This window comes from Rhodosalinus halophilus, from assembly GCF_003298775.1.
Lineage (GTDB): Bacteria > Pseudomonadota > Alphaproteobacteria > Rhodobacterales > Rhodobacteraceae > Rhodosalinus > Rhodosalinus halophilus.
In genome coordinates this window covers 497488-516497 of the sequence record NZ_QNTQ01000006.1, presented here as the reverse complement: position 1 = coordinate 516497, position 19010 = coordinate 497488, and the positions used below count along the sequence as shown (strand labels likewise).

Below are 19010 nucleotides of genomic sequence, written 5' to 3'. Positions count from 1 at the left end.
GGTTTCAGGCCTGTCCTAGCAGGGCGCAGGCGGCAGGCAAACGCCGAAGCGGCCCCGCTCAGCCCCGCCGCACCGTCAGGATCTCCTCGAGCGGCTTTTTCATCTTCGCCACCCGCGGCACCGTCGCGTCCTCCGCCGGATGGCCCACGACGAGGATCATCACCGGCTTCTCGTGCTCGGGCCTGTCGCAGAGCTCGTTGAGGAACTTCATCGGGTTGGGGGTATGCGTCAGGCAAGACAGCCCGGCCCGGTGCAGCGCCGCGATCAGGAAGCCGGTGGCGATCCCCACGCTTTCGGGCACGTAGTAGTTCTTGTAGCGCTCGCCGTCCTTCGTCACCCCGTAGCGCTGGGCGAAGACCACGATGAGCCAGGGCGCGGTGGTCAGATGCGGCTTCTCCGCGCCCGTGCCGATGGGCTCCAGCGCGCGCAGCCATTCCGCGCCCGCTCCGCCGGCGTAGAACTTCTCTTCCTCCGCCTCGGCGGCCGCGCGGATGCGGGCCTTCATGGCGTCATCGCCGATCGCCACGAAATGCCAGGGCTGATGATTGGCACCCGAGGGCGCGGTGCCCGCGGTGCGCACGCACTCGGCGATCACCTCTTCCGGCACCGCGCGGTCCGAGAAGTCGCGCACCGTATGGCGGGTGCGCATGTCTTCATGCACGGCCCGTGCCGCCGCGACCATCTCGGCATCCGTCATCTCCCGCCGGTCGGGCAGCGGCAGCGGCTCGTAGGCGAGCTCTCCCTTGTGGAACATCGGCCTCCTCCCTCACGGCAGCTGCGCGATCACCCAGGTCACCGTCAGGATGCTCGCAGCGGTCGAGATCAGGATCGCCGCCGAGACGCGCTGCGGCGCGACCCCGTAGTGCTGCGCCAGAATGTACACGTTGCCGGCCACGGGCAAGGCGGCCGCCGCGGTGACGACGCCCGCGCTGTAGGGGTCCACCGGGAAGAGCACGAAGACGGCCAGCGCCACGGAGGCGGGGTGCAGGACGAGCTTGGCGAAGCTGAGCCAGGCCGCGATGCTCACCCGCTCGGCCGATTTGGTGGCGAGCGAGGCGCCGATGGCAAAGAGCGCGCCGGGCGTGGCGGCCGCGCCGAGCAGCGCCAGAAAGTCGTTCGCCGGGCCGGGAATCGGCCAGCCCGAGGCCGACCAGAGAAACCCGGCCGAGATCGCGACGATCATCGGGTTCCGGACAAGGCCGAGGCCCACGGTTCGCAGAATGCGCACCGACATCCGCCCGTCGCGCGCGCCGGTGATCAGGATCACGATCAGGCTGGAGAAGACGATAAGATCCACGGCGAGCGCGAGCATCACCGGCCCGATCGCCGCGGGCCCCAGCAGCAGCGTGAGCATCGGCACGCCCAGAAAGCCCGTGTTGCCGATCGCCGCGCATTGCGCCTCCACTGCCGCGGTCGGCGTGTCGAGGCCGCGCAGGAAGGCCACCAGCATCGCCACCACATAGACGAGCGCCGTGCCCCAGAGGTAGGCGCCCACCAGGCGCCAGTCGAGCACCTCTGCCAGCGAGAGATTGGCGGAAAAGCGGAAGAGCATCGCCGAGAGCGCGAAATAGAAGACGAACTTCGTGAGGTAAGCCGTCGCCTCGGCGCTGAAGAACCCCGTCCGCCCGGCCCAGTATCCGAGGCCGATCAGCCCGAAGAACGGCAGCGTTTCGAGGAAGATCTCCAGCATCGCGCGCCTCGGTTATGCGGGGGGCGGAGGCGCGTCAATCTGCTGCGCCGCGCGCGGCGCGGGAGCGGTGTTTCCGCGTGACAGCCGGGCGCAGGCGCGCCATGTCTAGGGCCGCGACCGCGAGGGAGGCAACATGACCGACTATCCGCACCTGCTGCGCCCGCTGGACCTGGGCCACACGACGCTGAAGAACCGCGTGCTCATGGGATCCATGCACACCAACCTCGAGGAGGTGGGCGACTGGAACCGGATCGCCGAGTTCTACGCCGAGCGTGCGCGCGGCGAGGTGGGGCTGATGGTGACGGGGGGCATTGCGCCCAACCGCGAGGGCGCGGTCTTTCCCGGCGCGGCGGGACTCTTCTCGGACGAGGACGTGGCCCACCACCGCATGGTGACCGAGCGCGTACACGACGCGGGCGGCAAGATCGCCATGCAGATCCTGCACGCAGGCCGCTACGCCTATTCCAAGGACTGCGTCGCGCCGTCGCCGGTGAAGTCGCCGATCTCGCCCTTTCCGCCCAACGAGCTCGACGAGGAAGGGATCGAGAAGCAGATCGCCGATTTCGCCACCACGGCCGCGCGCGCCCGCGAGGCGGGCTACGACGGCGTCGAGATCATGGGGAGCGAGGGGTATTTCATCAACCAGTTCCTCGTCACCCACGTCAACAAGCGCACCGACCGCTGGGGTGGGCCCTACGAGAACCGGATGCGCCTGCCGCTGGAGATCGTGCGCCGGGTGCGCAAGGCGGTGGGCCGCGACTTCATCCTGATCTACCGGCTCAGCATGATCGACCTGGTGCCGGAGGGCTCGACGCATGAGGAGGTCGTGCAACTGGCGAAGGCGGTGGAGGCCGAAGGCGTCGACATCATCAATACCGGCATCGGCTGGCATGAGGCGCGGGTGCCCACCATCGCCACCTCCGTGCCGCGGGCGGGCTTCGCCTGGGTCACCAAGCGGCTCATGGGCGAGGTCTCGGTCCCGCTCATCACGTCGAACCGGATCAACACGCCGGAGGTCGCGGAACGGGTGCTCTCGGAAGGCTGCGCCGACATGGTGAGCATGGCGCGTCCCTTCCTCGCCGATCCGCATTTCGTGAAGAAGGCGATGGAGGGGCGCCCGGATCAGATCGCGCCCTGCATCGCCTGCAACCAGGCCTGCCTCGACCACACCTTCGAGCTCAAGGTCAGTTCCTGCCTGGTCAACCCGCGGGCCTGCTTCGAGACGGAGCTGGTGCTGTCGCCCGCGACCACCAGCAAACGCATCGCGGTCGTGGGCGCGGGGCCGGCCGGGCTTTCTGCCGCGATCACGGCGGGCGAGCGTGGGCACGCGGTCACGCTCTTCGACCGCGACGATGTGATCGGCGGGCAGCTCAACATGGCGCGCGTGATCCCCGGCAAGGAGGAGTTCGACGGGCTGGTGGACTGGTATCGGCGGATGCTCGAGGTCCACGGGGTGACGGTCGAACTGGGCCGCGCGGTTCACGCCGACGACCTCGACGGCTTCGACGAGGTGGTGATCGCGACCGGGGTGAACCCCCGCGATCCCGGCATACCCGGTCAGGACGGGCCGAACGTGCTCGGCTACGTCGACGTCCTGCGGGGAAACGCCCCCGTGGGCGAGCGGGTGGCCATCGTCGGCGCGGGCGGCATCGGCTTCGACGTGGCCGAGTTCCTCGTCCACGAGGGCGAAAGCCCGACCGAGAACCTCGCGCTCTGGCGCGCCGAATGGGGCGTGGGCGATCCGGCAGAGACACGCGGCGGGCTCACCGAGCCGCATCCCGCGCCGGCCGCACGCAAGGTCACGCTCCTTCAGCGCAAGAGCGAGAAACCCGGCAAGCGCCTCGGCAAGACGACCGGCTGGATCCATCGCGCCAGCCTGAAGATGAAAGGCGTCGAGATGGTGGCCGGCGTCAACTACGAAGGCATCGACGAAAAGGGCCTGCACATCTCGTTCGGCGAGACGCGCGAGCGGCCCACCCTGATCGAGGCGGATACCATCGTGCTCTGCGCAGGCCAGGTGAGCGAGCGCAGCCTCGCCGACGCGCTGGCGGCGCGCGGCGTGCAGGCGCATGTCATCGGCGGGGCGGACGTGGCCGCGGAACTCGACGCGAAGCGCGCGATCGACCAGGGCACGCGTCTGGCCGCCGCGCTCTGAGCCGGCCCCGAGCCCGTTCGGAACAAAAGAGCATCCCGCAGCCTGCCCTTCGGAGGACGAGGATCTCGCCGTGCGCGATGTCGGCCGGGCGGCGGGCGATGGCGCGTTTCCCGGAACGCGACACCGCCGCAAGCTCCCCTGTATTGTCGGCTCTCCGTCGCAAAACCGCCCGAATTCCCGGCGATAGATCGCATCGTGCGACAGAACACGGGAAAGGTGACGGAATGGACCGGCTCACGGAAATGGAGGCATTCGCGACCGTCGTGGACCAGGGTGGGTTCACCGATGCCGCGAAGAAGCTCGGCATCTCCAAATCCGCCGTCTCCAAGCATGTCTCGAGTCTCGAGGCCCGGCTCGGCGCGCGGCTGCTCAACCGCACCACACGGCGCGTGAGCCCCACCGAAATCGGCCTCGCCTACTACGACCGTGCGCGGCGCGTCCTGAACGACGCCGGCGAGGCCGACGCCCTCGTCACCGCGATGCAATCCGATCCTTCGGGGCTCTTGCGGATTTCGGTCGCCACCGATTTCGGGGTCAATCACCTCTCGCCGATCCTCGGGGACTTCCTGCACGCCTTTCCCGACATCAGCATCAACATGGTGCTCAACAACCGCTACGTGGAGCTGATCTCGGAAGGCTTCGACATGGCGGTCCGCATCGGCGAACTGGAGGATTCCAGCCTGCGCGCCCGCAAGCTCGCCGAGACGGCGAAGCGCATGGTGGGCGCGCCCTCCTATTTCCAGAAATACGGCCGGCCGGGCCGCATAGACGATCTCAACGAGCACAAGCTTCTGCACTACGCCAGCCAGTCCTCGGGCAGCGTCTGGCGTATCACCGCGCCGTCGGGCGAGAAGCGTCAGGTGCGCACCGCCGGCTGGCTCAGCGTCAACGACGGGCAGTCGCTGCTCAACGCCTGCGTCGCGGGACTCGGGATCGCCTATCTGCCCTCCTTCCTCTACGCGCCCGCGATGGCCAAGGGACTGGTCGTCGACGCGATCCCCGACCTGCCGCTCGAGACCCAGGGCATCTACGCCGTCTATCCGCCGGGCCGCTTCACGCAGCCCAAGGTGCGCGCCTTCATCGACTTTCTGGTCAACGCCTTCGCCGAACGGGGCCCGAGCGACTGGTAACCACGTTCTTCCCTCCAGCCTCAGCGGCTCCGGCGCATGGCACCGGGGCCGTCTTTTTTTTCTTGGCAATCCGCCTGCGGCGGTTAAGCCTTGGCCAGACGCGCAGCGAAGGCGCAGGCGATGGCGGAGATCACCCTTCTCGACGGCTCGATCGGGCAGGAAGCGGTGCGCCGCGGCGGAGACGCACCCACGCCGCTCTGGTCCACGAAGGTGATGATGACGCGCCCCGGCCTGCTGGCCGGCGTGCATGCCGACTATGCCCGCGCGGGCGCGACGATCGCCACGGCCAACAGCTATGCCCTGCACCGCGACCGGCTGGCGCCGGAGGGGCTGGAGGACAGGCTGGAGGAGTTGATCGCCTTGGCGCTGCGCGAGGCGCGGGAGGGCGCCCGCGGACAACGCGTCGCAGGGGCGCTCGGGCCTCTGGGCGCCTCCTACCGCCCCGATCTCGTCCCGCCGCCGGATCGCGCGGCGCCGCTCTATGCCGAGATCGCAGGGATGATGGCGGGCGCCGCCGATCTGCTTATCGCCGAGACGGTGCCCTCGGTCGCGGCGGCGGAAGGGGTGCTGCTTGGCGCGCGCGCCACCGCGCTGCCTGTCTGGCTGGCGATGACGGTCGAGGACGACGACGGCACGCGCCTGCGCTCGGGCGAACCGCTTGCGGACCTGCGGCCGGTCGTGGCGCGGCATGCGCCCGAGGCGGTGCTGATCAACTGCTCGCGCCCCGAGGCGGTCGAGGCGGCGCTCACCATCCTGGCCGGTTGGGGCCGGCCCTTCGGCGCCTATGCCAACGGCTTCACGCACATCCCGGACGAATTCCTCTCCGACCGGCCGACTGTGGCCATGCTGACCGCCCGGCGCGACCTCGACCCGGCAGCCTATGCCCGCTTCGCCATGGGCTGGGTGGCGCAGGGGGCGACCATCGTCGGCGGCTGCTGCGAGGTCGGACCCGCGCATATCGGCGCACTGGCAGAGGCGCTGCGCGCCGCGGGTCACCGCATCGTCTAGAGGCGCACGCCGCTCACTCCGCGGCGCGCGGCCGGCCCTTGCAGAGCGTCTGCATCGCCTCGTGCTGGGAGAGGAACACGCGCCCGGTCAGATGCTCGAGGAAATGGCTCCGCTTCAGCCGGTCCATCACCGGTCCCTTCACCTCGGACAGGTGCAGACGGATGTCCATGTCGGCGAGCCTGCGGTTTATCGCCTCGAGGCTTTCGAGCGCGGAGAGATCCACCTCGTTCACCGCCGAGAACATCAACACCACGTCCCGCACCTCCTTGTCCTTCACCACCCGGTCGTAGACGTAATCCTGCAGGAAGGCGGCATTGGCGAAGTAGAGGCTCTCGTCCACCCGCAGCGTGACGACGGACGGGTCGGTCTCGACCGCGTGGCGCAGGATGTTGCGGAAGTGCTCGGTGCCCGGCACGCGGCCCACCTCGGCCACATGCGGGCGCGAGGTCTTGTAGAGATGCAGCGCGATCGACAGCGCCACGCCCGCCGCGACGCCCACTTCGACGCCGAAGCCGAGGGTCAGCAGGATGGTCGCCGAGACGGCGGCGAAGTCCACCTTCGAGTAGCCCCATGCGTGGCGCAGGATCGAGAAATCGACCAGGCTGAGCACGGCCACGATGATCGTGGCGGCGAGCGTCGCCTTGGGCAGGAAGAAGAGCAGCGGGGTGAGAAGCATCGCCGCCACGAGGATGCCCACGGCGGTGAAGGCGCCCGCCGCCGGCGTCTCGGCGCCGGCGTCGAAGTTCACCACCGAGCGGGCGAATCCGCCCGTGACGGGATAGCCGCCCGTCACCGAGGCCGCGATGTTCGACGCGCCGAGGCCCACGAGTTCCTGGTCCGGCACGATCCGCTGGCGCCGCTTCGCGGCCAGCGTCTGGGCGACCGAGACCGATTCGACGAAGCCGATGATCGAGATCATCAGCGCGGGCACCAGAAGCTGGGCGATCAGGTCGAGGTCCAGCCGCGGCGCGGTGAGCGGCGGCAGCCCCTGGGGCACGGTGCCCACGATGTCCACGCCCCGCTCGCCCAGTCCGAAGGCGAAGGCGATCAGCGTCGTGACCGCCACGGCGAGGACCGGCCCCGCCTTGGCGAGGATGTCGGCCAGACGTGGCTTCATGCCGGTCTTCAGCAGGAGCGGCTTGAGCCCCTTGCGGACCCAGAACAGGAAGGCCGTCGCCGCCACGCCGATCACGAGGGTGTAGAGGTTGGTCTCCGGCAGATGCGCCCAGAGCGAGCTCACAAGCTCCGGCAGCGTGTGGCCGTGCGCCTCGACCCCCAGGATGTGCTTGAGCTGCGAGGTGGCGATCAGAATGCCCGAGGCGGTGATGAAGCCCGCGATCACCGGATGGCTCAGGAAATTCGCCAGGAACCCCAGGCGGAACACGCCCATGACCGTCAGGATCGCGCCCGAGAGGAAGGCCAGCGTGATCGCCGCCGCGGCGTATTGCACGGGGTCGGTGATGCCGAGGTTGGCGATGGCGGCCGCGGTCATCAGCGAGACCACCGCCACAGGGCCGACCGCCAGCGCCCGCGAGGTGCCGAAGATCGCGTAGGCCACGAGCGGCAGGATCGAGGCGTATAGCCCCATTTCCGCCGGCAGCCCCGCCAGCAGCGCATAGGCCAGCGACTGCGGGATCAGCATGATGGTGACGATCACCGCCGCCACCACGTCCGATGTCAGCGTGTCGCGGGAGTAGCTGCGCGACCATTGCAGGATGGGAAGATGCCGCTCCAGCGCGGCGCGATTGAGCAGGGACATGGGGCGCATCTCCGGGTTTCGGCGGTCCTGAGCTTGCGGTTTATATATTCAGAAATCGGAATGAGTAAAGAGGGACGGCGAGAATGTCACTCCGTGGCGATCAGAACAGCCTCGACGCGGCGGTTTGCCTCGCGGCCCTCGGGCGTGAGGTTCGTGGCGACAGGGGCGAGATAGCCCACGCCCTCGGCGCTGATCTGCGCGGGATCCGCGCCGTGGCGGTCCACGAGCCGCTGCAGCACGGCCTCCGCCCGCGCGCGAGAGAGCGCGATATTGCCGTCGAGCGCGCCGACCGCATCCGTGTGACCGACGAGCACGACGGCGCGCGCGGGGTTCGCGCGCAGGTAGGCCGCAAGCGCGGAGAGCACTGCATGCTCGCGATCGGAAAGGTCCGCCGCGCCGCTGGCGAAGTCGAGTCCGTGCAGCACGGCGTGACCGCGCCGCTCCAGCGTAGCGCCGATCGCGTCCGCCTCCGGTTCGGGCGGGGCGGCCGGCGCAGCCTCTGCCGCGGCGGCGAGAGGCTCGGCGCCACCGCTCGCCACATGGATCACCTGGATGTATCCCGCGGACTCGGTGCGGCTGGCGAGCAGCGTGACGTAATCCGCCGCCCCGTCCTCGCGCACACGAAGCGCCGAGAGAAAGCGGAAGCGAGTCAGGTCCACATACATCGCGGGCGCGGGCATTACGTCGATGGCGAAGCGGAAGTCGAAGCCACCGCAGGCCCGGTCGCGGCACTCGAAGACGATCTCGAAGCCCTGGTCGCGCAACTGCGCGCGCAGCGGCGCGATCAGCTGCAGCGTCGTGCTCGACGGCCCGCCGATCCGCCAGGCCTGCCGCGTGACCGCGCCTTCGGCCCGCAGGCCGGGCACGCCCTCGTCGGTCGTCCAGGGCCCGGCCGGAACCAGATGGCTGTCGGGCGCCGAGAGATCCTGCGCGGTCAGCATCGCGCCGGGCGGCGGATCGAGTTCCACCGCGGCGAAGAGCGGCGCCGCGACGAGAAAGAGGAGACAGGCGAGCGCCCGCTCAGCGCGCCTGCGCGTGATACGCATCGTTTGGCTTCATCGCCGTCGCGCTGGCCAACCTGTTGGTCATGTTGAAGAAACCCGTCACAGCCGCGATGTCCCAGATGTCGCGGTCCGAAAAACCGACGCTGCGCAGCGCCTCGCGGTCGAGCTCGGTGATCTCGGCGCTGGCCTTCGTCACCTTCTCGGCGAAGGTCAGCATCGCGGTCTGCCGCGCGTCCAGCTCGGCCACGCGCCAGTTCATCACCAGCATCTCGCCCAGCTTCGGATCGCCCGAAAGCGCGCGCACCGCCGCGCCATGCGCCGTCAGGCAGTAGTAGCAGCGGTTCACCGAAGAGACGACGACCGCGATCATCTCGCGCTCGAGCTTGGACAGCCCCGAGTCGGCCAGCATCAGGTCGTTGTACATCGCCGTGAAGGCGTTCAGTTTCTCGATGTCGAAGGCAAAGGCGCGCAGAACGTTCGGCACCATCCCGAGCTTTTCCTCGCAGACGTCGAAGTATTTCCGCGTCGCCTCGGGCAGCGGATCGACCTGGGGCAGGTCCAGCGCGGTCGGCTTGTCGTCCATCTCTCAACGCCCCTCCACGGGCTTGATCCGGTAATGGTAGCCGCCAGCCTGCCGCATCCCGAGGCTGGCATAAAGCCCTGCCGCCGCGATGTTGTCGCGCGTCGCCATGGCGGCGATCTCGGTGGCACCGTGCTCCGCGGCCCAGATCGCGGCGCCACGCATGAACCACTGCGCGGCCCCCTGCCGCCGCTCGCGCGGCACGACGACGAGAGCGTGCACCATCGCCACGCCACCGGCCACGCAGACGAAGCCGGTGCCGGCGGGGTGATCGTTCTGCCGGGCAAGCAGGCCCGTCTTGGGCTGCGGCGCGCGCTCCATCACGGCCTGCCGGGCGGGGCCGAAGCCGTGCTCGGTCCAGATCTCGCGCATGATCTGCAGGGGCTCCCAGACCGTGAGCGCGGCGAGCCGCGGCACGGCGCGGTCGGTGAGCCGATCTATGGGCGCGTGCCATATGACGCTCGGGTCGAGCACCTCGTATCCGGCGCTCTCGAGCATCGCATCGAGCGCGTCCTCCCCCGGACGCACCATGACGAGCGGCCCCTGCCGCATCTCGGTCATCGCCGCTTCCGCCTCGGCCAGGGCGGCGGCGTCGGGCACCTCTCCGGGCGCGGCCATCGTCGCGGCCGAGACGCGCTTGCCCCCACCCTGCCCGTCGCGCAGCACGAAGGGCCCGAGTTCCCACCTGCGGGCCGGCGGCCATGTCGCGTCGCTGACCTCGAGCAGACGGAGCGCCTCGGCGGTCATCCCTCCAGCATTCCCGAAAGCCGGGTCACCGCCGCGTCGACCTGCGTCTTGTCGCTGCCGCGCACCACCACGTTGACCCCGTGCACGCCGCCCCGGATGAAGGGGTAGGATCCCACCGTCAGGTCGGGGAAGGCGACGGCGATCTCCTGCAATATGGGCGCGACGTCCCCTTCGCCGCGCTGCACGGTCAGCGTCTGCGACAGAAGCGGCGCGCCGCCGGTCAGCGTCGGCAGGACGCTCGCGACCATCGCCTCGAAGATCGTCGGCACGCCGGCCATGACGTGGACGTTCTTCAGGGTGAAGCCGGGCGCCGCCGAGATCGGGTTCTCGATCAGCGTCGCGCCCTCCGGAATGCGGGCCATCCGCAGCCGCGACTCGTTCAGTTCCAGCCCTTGACTGTCATAGTGCGCCTGAAGCAGCGCGCGGGCGTCCTCGCGCACCCGGATCGGCATGTCGAAGGCCGCCGCCACCGACTCGGCCGTTATGTCGTCATGGGTCGGGCCGATGCCGCCGGAGGTGAAGAGGTGATCCCACCGCCCGGCCAGCGCGCGAACCGCGGCGACGATGGCATCCTGGTCGTCGGGCACGACGCGCACCTCGCGCAGGTCGATGCCCACGCGCGTGAGTTCCCCCGCGAGGTGATGCATGTTGGAGTCCCGCGTGCGGCCCGAGAGGATCTCGTCCCCGATCACGAGCATCGCGGCGGTGGGATTGGACATGCGAAGGCGCTCCTTGCCGGATCTGTGCAGCCCTTGTAAGCGCGCCGCCATGCGCTTTCAAACCCCTCTGATCCCCGCCCGGCTGATCCGCCGCTACAAGCGTTTCCTGGCCGACGCGCGCCTCGCAGACGGGCGCGAGGTGACGGCGCATGTCGGAAACCCGGGCTCGATGCTGGGCCTCGCCGAACCCGGCGCGCGCATCTGGCTGGAGCCCAACGACGACCCGAAGCGCAAGCTCAAGTTCGCCTGGCGGCTCGTCGAGCACGCCGGCGGCCACTACACCGGCGTCGATCCCGGCGCCGCCAACCGCATCGTCCGCGAGGCGCTGGAGGCGGGCCGGATACCCGAGCTCACCGGCTACGACGCCATCCGCCCCGAGGTCCGGTATGGCGCGCGCAGCCGGGTCGACTTCCTGCTCTCGGGGCCGGGCCGGCCCGAGACCTTCGTCGAGGTCAAGAGCGTCACCCTCTCGCGGGCGCCGGGTCTGGCGGAGTTTCCCGACGCCGTGACGGCGCGCGGGGCCAGGCATCTGGCCGAACTCGCCGCTGTGGCCGAAGCCGGGCGGCGCGCCGTGCTGCTCTTTCTCGTGCAGCGCACCGACGCGCGCGAGGTCGCGCTGGCCGCCGATATCGACCCGGGCTACGCGCGCGCCTTCGCCGGCGCCCGCGCAGCCGGTCTGGAAGTTCTCGCGCTGGGCACCCACATCAGCCGCGACGGCATAGACGCAGGGTCACCGCTGCCGCTCTCGATCGCGTGACGGCCGCAGACTGGCCCTTGACAGCAAAATTGCATAAACAGGGGCGGCAAGGGATCCGCCGATGGAGCGCGACTTGAAACAGGACCACCGCGGGCGCCTCACCCGTGACGGCATCCGCATACACGAGCCGGACGATTTCGCCGGCATGCACAAGGCCGGACACCTCGCTGCCGTGATCCTCGACGAGGTGGCGGCACTGGTGCGTCCGGGCGTCACGACCGGGGCGCTGGACGATTTCATCACGCGCCGCATCGAGGAGGCGGGCGCGACATCGGCCACGATCGGTTACAAGGGCTACCGCCACGCGTCCTGCATCAGCGTGAACCACGTGGTCTGCCACGGCATCCCCGGCGACAAGATCCTCAAGGACGGCGATATCCTCAACATCGACGTCACGGTGATCGTCGACGGCTGGTACGGCGACACGAGCCGGATGTATGTGGCCGGGAAGCTGGGCCGCAAGGCCGAGCGGCTGATCCAGGTGACGCACGACGCGCTCATGCGCGGGATCGAGATGGTCAGGCCCGGCAACACCTTCGGCGACATCGGCCACGCCATCCAGAGCTTCGTCGAGGCGAACCGCATGTCCGTGGTGCGCGATTTCTGCGGCCACGGGCTGGGCCGCGTGTTCCACGCGCCGCCCAACGTGCTGCATTACGGCCGCGCCGGCACGGGCCCCGTGCTGGAGGAAGGAATGTTCTTCACCATCGAGCCGATGGTGAACCTCGGCCGCCCCGAGACCAAGGTGCTCTCCGACGACTGGACGGCCGTGACGCGCGACAAGTCCCTCTCGGCACAGTTCGAGCATTCGGTGGGCGTGACGAAGGACGGGGCGGAGATCTTCACGCTCTCGCCCGCGGGCCGCTTCCACCCCACTTTCGATACGAACTGAGACCGGCCGCACCGCGTGGCGCGCAGGCAGGGCGTCACCGTCGGGCTACGGGCCTCCCGAGCGCTCCGCCTCGGCCGCGCGCCACTCGGCGAGCAGCAGCGGCTCTCCCCGGTGGCTCGTCACGATATCGCCCATCAGCAGCGGCCCGGTCACCCTGCGTCGCGGGGCCGGGCGGTGCGGCGCCTCGCTCTCCGCACGGGCGCGGAAGAAAGCTGCCAGCGGCGTGGCGGCGGCCAGGCTCGGCATCACGGGCTCCCTGCCCTTGTCGATGCCGCCAGTCTGCCCCAGCTATGCCACGACTGGCAATACGGGGAGAGACATGGCCGATCTTACGCTTCTCGGGATCTCGGGCTCGCTGCGCGCGGGCTCGTTCAACCGCAAGCTCCTTGCCGAGGCGGCGCGGCGCTTCGCGCCGGCGACCTATCTCGAGGGCGATCTGCAGCTTCCGCTCTATGACGGCGACCTCGAAGAGCGCGAGGGGATCCCCGAGGCGGTGCGGCGGCTGACCGGCCAGATCGCCCAGGCCGACGCCCTCGTCATTTCCTCGCCCGAATACAACAAGGGCGTCACCGGCGTGATGAAGAACGCGCTCGACTGGATCAGTCGGGTCGAGGGTTTCCCGATGCAGGACAAGCCGACCGCCGTGATTTCGGCCAATGCAGGCCGCACCGGGGGCGAGACCGGCCAGTACATGCTGCGCGCCTGTCTCGTGCCCCTGCGGCCGGCGGTGCTCGAATATCCGCTCGTGATGGTCGCGGGCGCGAAGGACCACTTCGATGCAAACGAGCGGCTCGTGACCGAGAGCTACGCCAGGACCCTTGACACGCTCATGACCCGGCTGCGCGAGGCCGCGCAGGCGCGATGAGGCCCGTCAGGGCCGAAGAGCGACCGCCTGGCACGCCTCGGGACGGAAGCCCGGCGGGATCCGGTCTCGGCCCTCCAGCAGCAGATCCGCCATGACCTCGCCCACGAGCGGCGCCATGCCGAAGCCGATCTTGAATCCGCCGTTGGCGATGAACTGGCCGGGCCGCGCGGGATGCGGACCCAGCACCGGCGCGCGCGTGCGGCTGCGCGGACGCAGCCCCGCCCAGCGCTCCGCGACCCGCGCACCGGCGAGCACCGGCATCACCGCCACCGCACGGTCCAGAACAGCGTCGAGCTGCGCGTCCGTCGTCTCCGGCGCGTCGTAGTCACGCTCCGTCGTCGAGCCCACCGCGACGGTGCCGTCGATATGCGGCACGATGTGCACGCCATCGGCGTAGATCTGCGGATGTTCGGGCGCCGAAAAGTGCAAGAGCGCCGCCTGCCCCTTCACGCCGCGGCCGAAGCCGCCGCCGATCTCCGCAAGACCCGCCGCGCCCGTGGCCCAGACGACATGGCCTGCGTCCGGCGCCTCGGCCTCGATCCGCCCGCCGCGCGCCCGGATGGCGCCGGCCAGCGCGGCGCAGGCGCGGCGCGGATGCAGGCGTGCGGAAAGCGTGTCCCGCACCAGCCAGCCGCTGGGCGTGACGGGCGCCCAGGGGCCGGCGCTCTCGGCGCGGATCACCTCCCAGACGGCATGCGCGCCCCAGTGGCGCGCCGCGCCCTCGGCCCGGTCGCGGGCACGCTCGAGCGCTGCTTCGTCCGCCACCGGCTGCAACCGTCCGGACCGCGCATAGCCCGGATCGACGCCGCCGGTCGCCTGCACCTCGGCCCACCAGTCGGGCGCCATCAGCAGACTCTCGAACTGAAAGGCCTTCGCCTCGGTCCAGCGCTCCGGCGCATGCGGCGCAAGCGCGCCAACCACCCCGCCGGAGGCTCCGGCGCCGACGCCGGCCGGGTCCACGACCGTCACGCGCGCCCCGCGCCGCGCACAGGCCCAGGCGACCGAGAGGCCGAAGACGCCCGCGCCGCGCACCGTCACCCCGGCCATTGCCATTGCCGCGCCCCTTGGCCAGTGTTCCACCGTCGCAGAATAGCCTAGGGCAGCGAGGGATGGAGGACCAGAGCGCGGGTCTGGAATGGCGCGGCGGCGTCCCCGTCTCGACCCGCTTCGACGATCCCTACTACTCGCTCGCCGACGGGCTCGCCGAGACGCGGCACGTCTTTCTGGGCGGCAACGATCTGCCTGCGCGCTTCCGCCCGGGCTTCCACGTCGCGGAACTCGGGTTCGGGACCGGGCTGAACCTGCTGGCGACGCTCGCCTCTTGGCGGGCGAGCGGCCAGACAGGCGTGCTGCGCTACACGAGCTTCGAGGCCTACCCACTGCCCGCAGAGGCCATGCGCCGCGCACAGGCGGGGTTCGCCGAGCTCGCGCCGCTCGCCTGCAACCTCGCACCGCACTGGGGCACGGCGGCGATCCGGCTGCCGGACCTGGACTTCCGGCTCGTCGTGGGCGACGCGCGCGAGACGGTCCCGCGCTGGGCGGACCTGGCCGACGCCTGGTTTCTCGACGGCTTCGCGCCCGCGAAGAACCCCGAGCTGTGGAGCCCCGAGCTCTTGGCCGAAGTCGGCCGCCGCACGGCGCCCGAAGGCACGGCCGCCACCTACAGCGCGGCGGGTCATGTTCGTCGCGCGCTGGCTGCCGCCGGGTTCGAGGTCACGCGCGCCCCCGGCTACGGCGCCAAGCGCCACATGACCCGGGCGCGGCGCGCATGAGTCCGCAGAACACCCGCCTGGGCATCTGGCTCATGGTGGCCACGACCTTCATCTTCGCGGTGCAGGACGGCCTCTCGCGCCATCTGGCGGGCGAATACAACGTCCTCATGGTGGTGATGATCCGCTACTGGTTCTTCGCCGCCTTCGTGATTGCAGTGGCCGCGCGCCGGGCCGGCGGGGTGCGCGCAGCCGCCGCCACGCGGCAGCCGGTCCTGCAGATCCTGCGTGGCGCGCTCCTGGCGCTCGAGGTCTGCGTGATGGTCCTGGCCTTCACTCTGCTGGGCCTGGTCGAGACCCATGCCGTCTTCGTCTGCTATCCCCTCCTGATCGCCGCGCTCTCGGGCCCGGTGCTGGGGGAGCATGTCGGATGGCGGCGCTGGACGGCGATCGGCGTGGGCTTCCTGGGGGTTCTGGTGCTTCTCCAGCCCGGCCGGGGCGTCTTCGCGCCCGCGGCGGCGGTGCCTCTCTTCGCGGCGCTCATGTTCGCGCTTTATGGACTGCTCACCCGCTTCGCCGCGCGTGCCGACAGCGCGGCCACCAGCTTCTTCTGGACCGGGACGGTGGGCGCCGTGGTCACGACCGCGGCAGGCATCTGGTTCTGGGAGCCCATGACGGCCCCCGACTGGTTATGGATGGTCGGTCTTTGCCTGACCGGCGCGCTGGGCCACTTCACGCTCATCAAGTGCTACGAGGTGGCGGAGGCCAGCGCCGTGCAGCCCTTCGCCTATCTCCAGCTCGTCTTCGCCAGCGCGATCGGCATCGCCGTCTTCGGCGAGTCGCTCTCCGCCGACGTGGTGCTCGGCGCGGCCCTGGTCGTCGGCGCCGGGCTGTTCGCCCTGCGGCGGGCCAGGCTGCGCGGCTGAGCACGACCGTTGAACGGGCGGGGCGAATCTTCGTACCGAAAAACCGGCGCCCCCGGAGGCAGCCCTTATCCGCCGCGCAGGATGCTTCCCTTCAACTCTTCGGTAAACAGCACCGGATGGGGCGCGCGGCCCAGACGTGCACGGTAGACCGGCAGGCTTTCGGTCACGCGCATGACGTAGTTCCGCGTCTCGGCGAAGGGGATCGACTCGATCCAGTCCACCACGTCCACGTCAGGGTCGCGCGGATCGCCCAGCTCCTGCATCCAGCGGATCGGCCGGGAGGGACCGGCGTTGTAGGCTGCGGCCACCAGCACCGGGTTGCCCTCGAAGCGCTCCATCAGTTCGGCAAGATAGGCCGTACCCAGCTGTGCGTTGTAGGTCCAGTCCGTCAGCAGCCGGTCGTGATCGTAACCGAGCCCGAGCCGCCCGGCCACCTCGCGGGCCGTGCCCGGCATGACCTGCATGAGCCCCCGTGCGCCCGCGGCACTGACCACGCGTGGGTCGAATTCGCTTTCGCGACGGGCGATCGCGAGGGCGAGTTCGGCCGGCACGGGCCAGCGCGCCTCGGCCATGGGATGCAGCGCGTAATACGGCGCCGGGACTGTCAGGCCCCGCCGGGCGGCGCGTTTGCCGACCATGACGGCGACATGGGGCTCGCCCATCTCGTCGAGCATGGCGCCCAGTCGCGCGAGGTCCGCCTCGTCCAGGCTTTCGGCGAGATGCGTCAGGAAACGCTCTCCAAGGGTCCGCTCGCCCGCGGCCAGCAGCAGCACGCCCGCGCGGTAGACCGAGCTGTCCGTGAAGGGCGCGTCGCGCCAGTCCGGCGCCGGATCGCGCCCCGCCAGCGTCGCGTCGAAGGGCAGGCCGCCGCGCTCTGCCGCGAGCAGGCCGTAGAAGCTCGACTGGTATCGGGCGCCCATGGCGTAGGCCGCCTGCGCCGCCTCCGCCTCGCCCGCGGCCTCATGCGCGCGCCCCAGCCAGTAGCCCGCGCGCCCGCGCGAGATCGGCGTGTCCACCGCCGCGGCGAACCGCTCGAAGTGCTGCACCGCCGTCTCCGGGCGCTCAAGATGGCGCAGCGCCAGATAGCCCGCGATCCACTCGAGTTCGGCATGGACGTAACCTGCCGCTGGCAGGGTGAAATGCGAAGCCGCGACGCGATAGGCGAGCGCGTGCCGGCCGTCCTGCATCAGCCGGCGCGCGAGCGTGCGCCGCGGGCCCGCCCAGACTGCGGGCTCGCCCAGGCGCTCGGCGCTGGCGCTGCGGTCGAGCAGCAGCTCTGCCGCGTCGTCGTCGCGTCCCCGGCGCAGGCGCCAGGCGAAACGTTCGTAGGCCAGGCCCGGATGATCCGCGAGCGCGGCTGGCACCGCCTCGATCCGCGCATCGACGCCCGCCGCATCGGCGTTGAGCGCGATCCGTGCCTCTGCAAGCTTCTGCCAGCCCTCGGACACCAGCAGCAGCATGGCCCGGGCGTTGTCCTCCCACTCACGCCAAAGCGCCATGTCGAGGCGCGCGGTGTGATGCGGCGCGAGCAGCTCGCCGTGATCCGAGAGAAAGGCGGCATGTTCCGCTTCGGAGAGCGGCAGGGTCCGCCAGGCGAGCACCAGACCGGCCTGCGCCGCGCCCGTTTCCCCCGCCGCCTCGAGCGCCTCGGCGAAGGCGAGCGCGCCCTCGCCCGTCTGCGGCAATTCCTCTTCGAAAAAAGCGCGAATCGTCTCGTCGTCGGCCTCCGCGATCGCCGGCTCGGAGCGGCGGCGCAGCCAGTCGAGTCCGGGCCAGTCGGGGTTGCGCGCGAGAAACGCGACGACATCCGCCGCCGCGCCCCGGCCATCGCGCAAGCGATGCCATTCGACGATGTCGGCCGCCACCGGGCCTTCCTGCGCGGCGCGGTCCGCGGCGCGCGCCCAGTCGCCGCCGCGGATCGCGTCCATGGCCTCCCCGAGGGGCCGTGCCGTCGCCGGCTGCGAGAGCATCATGACGAGCACGAAGATCAGCAGGACGAGTCCGGACAGCCGCCTGATACCGTCGGTTACGGCTTGCATTCCGGTCTCCGGCGAAACATAGACACGCGAAATCTATCGCGGCCGCGCCGCGCATCAAGTCCGGCGCGCGCCCGCAGGCGGAGCGCCGCCGGCCCGTCCGGCAGCCCCGGACAGAGCAAGAGGAGCGCGTCATGTTCCAGGGATCCCTGCCCGCTCTGGTCACGCCCTTCCGCGACGGCGCGGTGGACTATGCCGCGCTGGAGCGGATCGTCGAATGGCATGTGGACGAAGGCAGTCACGGCCTCGTCGCCGTCGGCACAACGGGCGAAAGCCCCACGCTGACCCACGCCGAGCACGAAGAGGTGGTGGCGGCGGTCGTGCGCTACGCCGCCGGGCGCGTGCCGGTGATCGCAGGGACCGGCTCGAACAACACGGACGAGGCGATCCGCTTCACCCAGCACGCCGAAAAGGTCGGCGCCGCCGCGGCGCTGGTGGTGACGCCCTATTACAACAAGCCCACGCAGGCAGGGCTGATCGCGCATTTCCGGGCGCTGCACGACTGCGCGGAGCTTCCGATCATCATCTACAACATTCCCGGCCGCTCGGCCGTGGACATGTCGGTCGAGACGATGGCCGAGCTCGCCCGACTGCCGCGCATCATCGGTGTGAAGGACGCGACGGGCGATCTCGACCGCGTCTGCCGGCAGCGCATGCACTGCGGGCCGGACTTCCTGCAGATCTCGGGCGAGGACGCAACCGCGCACGGCTTCAACGCGCAGGGCGGCCGGGGCTGCATCTCGGTGACGGCGAACGTGGCGCCGCGGCTCTGCGCCGAGATGCAGGAGGCCTGCCTTGCCAACGATTACGCCCGCGCGCTCTCGATCCAGGACCGGCTGATGCCGCTGCACAAGGCGATCTTCGCCGAGCCGGGACTCGTGGGCGCGAAATACGGGCTTTCGGTCCTGGGCATGTGCTCGGACGAGACGCGGCTACCGCTCGTCGGGCTCACGGAGGGCACGAAAGCGCGCGTGCGCGACGCCATGCGCCACGCGGGCCTCGTGAACTGACGCTGTCCTGTCGCCGCGCCGCC

Annotated in this window: 19 protein-coding genes; 9 read left to right on the top strand and 10 right to left on the bottom strand. The window is 70.4% G+C overall.

The genetic code is table 11. The features are described 5' to 3' along the window. Window positions 1-58 precede the first annotated feature (58 nt). Window positions 59-754 (bottom strand): nitroreductase family protein, encoded by a 696-nt coding sequence (locus DRV85_RS09105; RefSeq protein ID WP_113289125.1) that lies wholly within the window; start codon window positions 752-754, stop codon window positions 59-61. Between the two features lie 12 nt (window positions 755-766). Then, on the bottom strand, window positions 767-1690 hold the full coding sequence (locus tag DRV85_RS09100; protein WP_113289124.1) for an AEC family transporter: 924 nt from the start codon (window positions 1688-1690) through the stop codon (window positions 767-769). Between the two features lie 133 nt (window positions 1691-1823). Here DRV85_RS09100 and DRV85_RS09095 point away from each other — a divergent pair, with 133 nt between their 5' ends. The 3 genes from DRV85_RS09095 to DRV85_RS09085 all read left to right on the top strand — a co-directional run bounded on the left by DRV85_RS09095 (window position 1824) and on the right by DRV85_RS09085 (window position 5983). Then, window positions 1824-3845, top strand: a complete 2022-nt coding sequence (locus tag DRV85_RS09095; RefSeq protein ID WP_113289123.1) for an NADPH-dependent 2,4-dienoyl-CoA reductase — start codon at window positions 1824-1826, stop codon at window positions 3843-3845. Window positions 3846-4069: 224 nt separating this feature from the next. Beyond that, window positions 4070-4975: a LysR family transcriptional regulator gene (locus DRV85_RS09090; protein WP_113289122.1), complete on the top strand. Its 906-nt coding sequence runs from the start codon at window positions 4070-4072 to the stop codon at window positions 4973-4975. Between the two features lie 120 nt (window positions 4976-5095). Next, window positions 5096-5983, top strand: coding sequence for a homocysteine S-methyltransferase family protein (locus DRV85_RS09085; protein WP_113289121.1), 888 nt, complete (start codon window positions 5096-5098; stop codon window positions 5981-5983). 13 nt (window positions 5984-5996) lie between these two features. On the opposite strand, the gene DRV85_RS09080 is transcribed toward DRV85_RS09085, so the two are convergent. The 5 genes from DRV85_RS09080 to DRV85_RS09060 all read right to left on the bottom strand — a co-directional run bounded on the left by DRV85_RS09080 (window position 5997) and on the right by DRV85_RS09060 (window position 10792). After that, window positions 5997-7751 (bottom strand): SulP family inorganic anion transporter, encoded by a 1755-nt coding sequence (locus tag DRV85_RS09080; RefSeq protein ID WP_113289120.1) that lies wholly within the window; start codon window positions 7749-7751, stop codon window positions 5997-5999. A 77-nt stretch (window positions 7752-7828) separates the two neighbouring features. After that, on the bottom strand, window positions 7829-8788 hold the full coding sequence (locus tag DRV85_RS09075) for an OmpA family protein (protein ID WP_113289119.1): 960 nt from the start codon (window positions 8786-8788) through the stop codon (window positions 7829-7831). Beyond that, entirely contained in the window at window positions 8763-9329 is a 567-nt protein-coding gene (locus DRV85_RS09070; RefSeq protein WP_113289118.1) for a peroxidase-related enzyme, read from the bottom strand. The genes DRV85_RS09075 and DRV85_RS09070 overlap by 26 nt, the downstream gene beginning before the upstream one ends. 3 nt (window positions 9330-9332) lie before the next feature. Next, window positions 9333-10073 carry a GNAT family N-acetyltransferase gene (locus DRV85_RS09065; RefSeq protein WP_113289117.1) on the bottom strand — a complete coding sequence of 247 codons (741 nt, stop codon included), beginning with the start codon at window positions 10071-10073 and terminating at the stop codon, window positions 9333-9335. Beyond that, window positions 10070-10792: a competence/damage-inducible protein A gene (locus DRV85_RS09060; protein WP_113289116.1), complete on the bottom strand. Its 723-nt coding sequence runs from the start codon at window positions 10790-10792 to the stop codon at window positions 10070-10072. Before DRV85_RS09060 ends, DRV85_RS09065 begins: the two co-directional genes overlap by 4 nt. A gap of 49 nt (window positions 10793-10841) precedes the next feature. On the opposite strand from DRV85_RS09060, the gene sfsA reads away from it, so the two are divergent. After that, window positions 10842-11549, top strand: a complete 708-nt coding sequence (sfsA, locus tag DRV85_RS09055; RefSeq protein WP_113289115.1) for a DNA/RNA nuclease SfsA — start codon at window positions 10842-10844, stop codon at window positions 11547-11549. Between the two features lie 73 nt (window positions 11550-11622). After that, on the top strand, window positions 11623-12441 hold the full coding sequence (map, locus tag DRV85_RS09050) for a type I methionyl aminopeptidase (protein WP_233495451.1): 819 nt from the start codon (window positions 11623-11625) through the stop codon (window positions 12439-12441). 45 nt (window positions 12442-12486) lie between these two features. On the opposite strand, the gene DRV85_RS09045 is transcribed toward map, so the two are convergent. Continuing rightward, window positions 12487-12687 carry a hypothetical protein gene (locus tag DRV85_RS09045; protein WP_113289113.1) on the bottom strand — a complete coding sequence of 67 codons (201 nt, stop codon included), beginning with the start codon at window positions 12685-12687 and terminating at the stop codon, window positions 12487-12489. Window positions 12688-12760: 73 nt separating this feature from the next. On the opposite strand from DRV85_RS09045, the gene DRV85_RS09040 reads away from it, so the two are divergent. After that, window positions 12761-13306, top strand: coding sequence for an NADPH-dependent FMN reductase (locus DRV85_RS09040; RefSeq protein ID WP_113289112.1), 546 nt, complete (start codon window positions 12761-12763; stop codon window positions 13304-13306). 6 nt (window positions 13307-13312) lie between these two features. Here the strand turns inward: DRV85_RS09040 and DRV85_RS09035 are convergent, their stop codons facing one another. Continuing rightward, complete coding sequence (locus DRV85_RS09035; RefSeq protein ID WP_113289111.1) at window positions 13313-14359, bottom strand: NAD(P)/FAD-dependent oxidoreductase; 1047 nt, start codon at window positions 14357-14359, stop codon at window positions 13313-13315. Window positions 14360-14415: 56 nt separating this feature from the next. Between DRV85_RS09035 and mnmC2 the strand changes: the two genes are divergently transcribed. Together mnmC2 and DRV85_RS09025 are read left to right on the top strand one after the other, a co-directional pair. Continuing rightward, the gene (gene mnmC2 / locus DRV85_RS09030; RefSeq protein ID WP_113289110.1) at window positions 14416-15078 is read left to right on the top strand and encodes a tRNA (5-methylaminomethyl-2-thiouridine)(34)-methyltransferase MnmC2; all 663 of its coding nucleotides are present in this window, start codon (window positions 14416-14418) and stop codon (window positions 15076-15078) included. Further along, complete coding sequence (locus DRV85_RS09025) at window positions 15075-15941, top strand: DMT family transporter (RefSeq protein WP_113289109.1); 867 nt, start codon at window positions 15075-15077, stop codon at window positions 15939-15941. The genes mnmC2 and DRV85_RS09025 overlap by 4 nt, the downstream gene beginning before the upstream one ends. Before the next feature lie 65 nt (window positions 15942-16006). Here the strand turns inward: DRV85_RS09025 and DRV85_RS09020 are convergent, their stop codons facing one another. Then, window positions 16007-17980, bottom strand: coding sequence for a lytic transglycosylase domain-containing protein (locus DRV85_RS09020; RefSeq protein WP_113289108.1), 1974 nt, complete (start codon window positions 17978-17980; stop codon window positions 16007-16009). 131 nt (window positions 17981-18111) lie between these two features. Between DRV85_RS09020 and dapA the strand changes: the two genes are divergently transcribed. Then, a complete protein-coding gene (dapA, locus tag DRV85_RS09015; protein WP_113289107.1) occupies window positions 18112-18987 on the top strand; it encodes a 4-hydroxy-tetrahydrodipicolinate synthase in 876 nt (291 codons plus the stop codon). Window positions 18988-19010: the final 23 nt, after the last annotated feature.

What these genes read in the sequence shown, in the direction of transcription:
- DRV85_RS09105 (WP_113289125.1), bottom strand. Translation starts at nt 754, where the DNA reads ATGTTCCACAAGGGAGAGCTCGCCTACGAGCCGCTGCCGCTGCCCGAC.
- DRV85_RS09100 (WP_113289124.1), bottom strand. Translation starts at nt 1,690, where the DNA reads ATGCTGGAGATCTTCCTCGAAACGCTGCCGTTCTTCGGGCTGATCGGC.
- DRV85_RS09095 (WP_113289123.1), top strand. Translation starts at nt 1,824, where the DNA reads ATGACCGACTATCCGCACCTGCTGCGCCCGCTGGACCTGGGCCACACG.
- DRV85_RS09090 (WP_113289122.1), top strand. Translation starts at nt 4,070, where the DNA reads ATGGACCGGCTCACGGAAATGGAGGCATTCGCGACCGTCGTGGACCAG.
- DRV85_RS09085 (WP_113289121.1), top strand. Translation starts at nt 5,096, where the DNA reads ATGGCGGAGATCACCCTTCTCGACGGCTCGATCGGGCAGGAAGCGGTG.
- DRV85_RS09080 (WP_113289120.1), bottom strand. Translation starts at nt 7,751, where the DNA reads ATGCGCCCCATGTCCCTGCTCAATCGCGCCGCGCTGGAGCGGCATCTT.
- DRV85_RS09075 (WP_113289119.1), bottom strand. Translation starts at nt 8,788, where the DNA reads ATGCGTATCACGCGCAGGCGCGCTGAGCGGGCGCTCGCCTGTCTCCTC.
- DRV85_RS09070 (WP_113289118.1), bottom strand. Translation starts at nt 9,329, where the DNA reads ATGGACGACAAGCCGACCGCGCTGGACCTGCCCCAGGTCGATCCGCTG.
- DRV85_RS09065 (WP_113289117.1), bottom strand. Translation starts at nt 10,073, where the DNA reads ATGACCGCCGAGGCGCTCCGTCTGCTCGAGGTCAGCGACGCGACATGG.
- DRV85_RS09060 (WP_113289116.1), bottom strand. Translation starts at nt 10,792, where the DNA reads ATGTCCAATCCCACCGCCGCGATGCTCGTGATCGGGGACGAGATCCTC.
- sfsA (WP_113289115.1), top strand. Translation starts at nt 10,842, where the DNA reads ATGCGCTTTCAAACCCCTCTGATCCCCGCCCGGCTGATCCGCCGCTAC.
- DRV85_RS09045 (WP_113289113.1), bottom strand. Translation starts at nt 12,687, where the DNA reads ATGCCGAGCCTGGCCGCCGCCACGCCGCTGGCAGCTTTCTTCCGCGCC.
- DRV85_RS09040 (WP_113289112.1), top strand. Translation starts at nt 12,761, where the DNA reads ATGGCCGATCTTACGCTTCTCGGGATCTCGGGCTCGCTGCGCGCGGGC.
- DRV85_RS09035 (WP_113289111.1), bottom strand. Translation starts at nt 14,359, where the DNA reads ATGGCAATGGCCGGGGTGACGGTGCGCGGCGCGGGCGTCTTCGGCCTC.
- mnmC2 (WP_113289110.1), top strand. Translation starts at nt 14,416, where the DNA reads ATGGAGGACCAGAGCGCGGGTCTGGAATGGCGCGGCGGCGTCCCCGTC.
- DRV85_RS09025 (WP_113289109.1), top strand. Translation starts at nt 15,075, where the DNA reads ATGAGTCCGCAGAACACCCGCCTGGGCATCTGGCTCATGGTGGCCACG.
- DRV85_RS09020 (WP_113289108.1), bottom strand. Translation starts at nt 17,980, where the DNA reads ATGCAAGCCGTAACCGACGGTATCAGGCGGCTGTCCGGACTCGTCCTG.
- dapA (WP_113289107.1), top strand. Translation starts at nt 18,112, where the DNA reads ATGTTCCAGGGATCCCTGCCCGCTCTGGTCACGCCCTTCCGCGACGGC.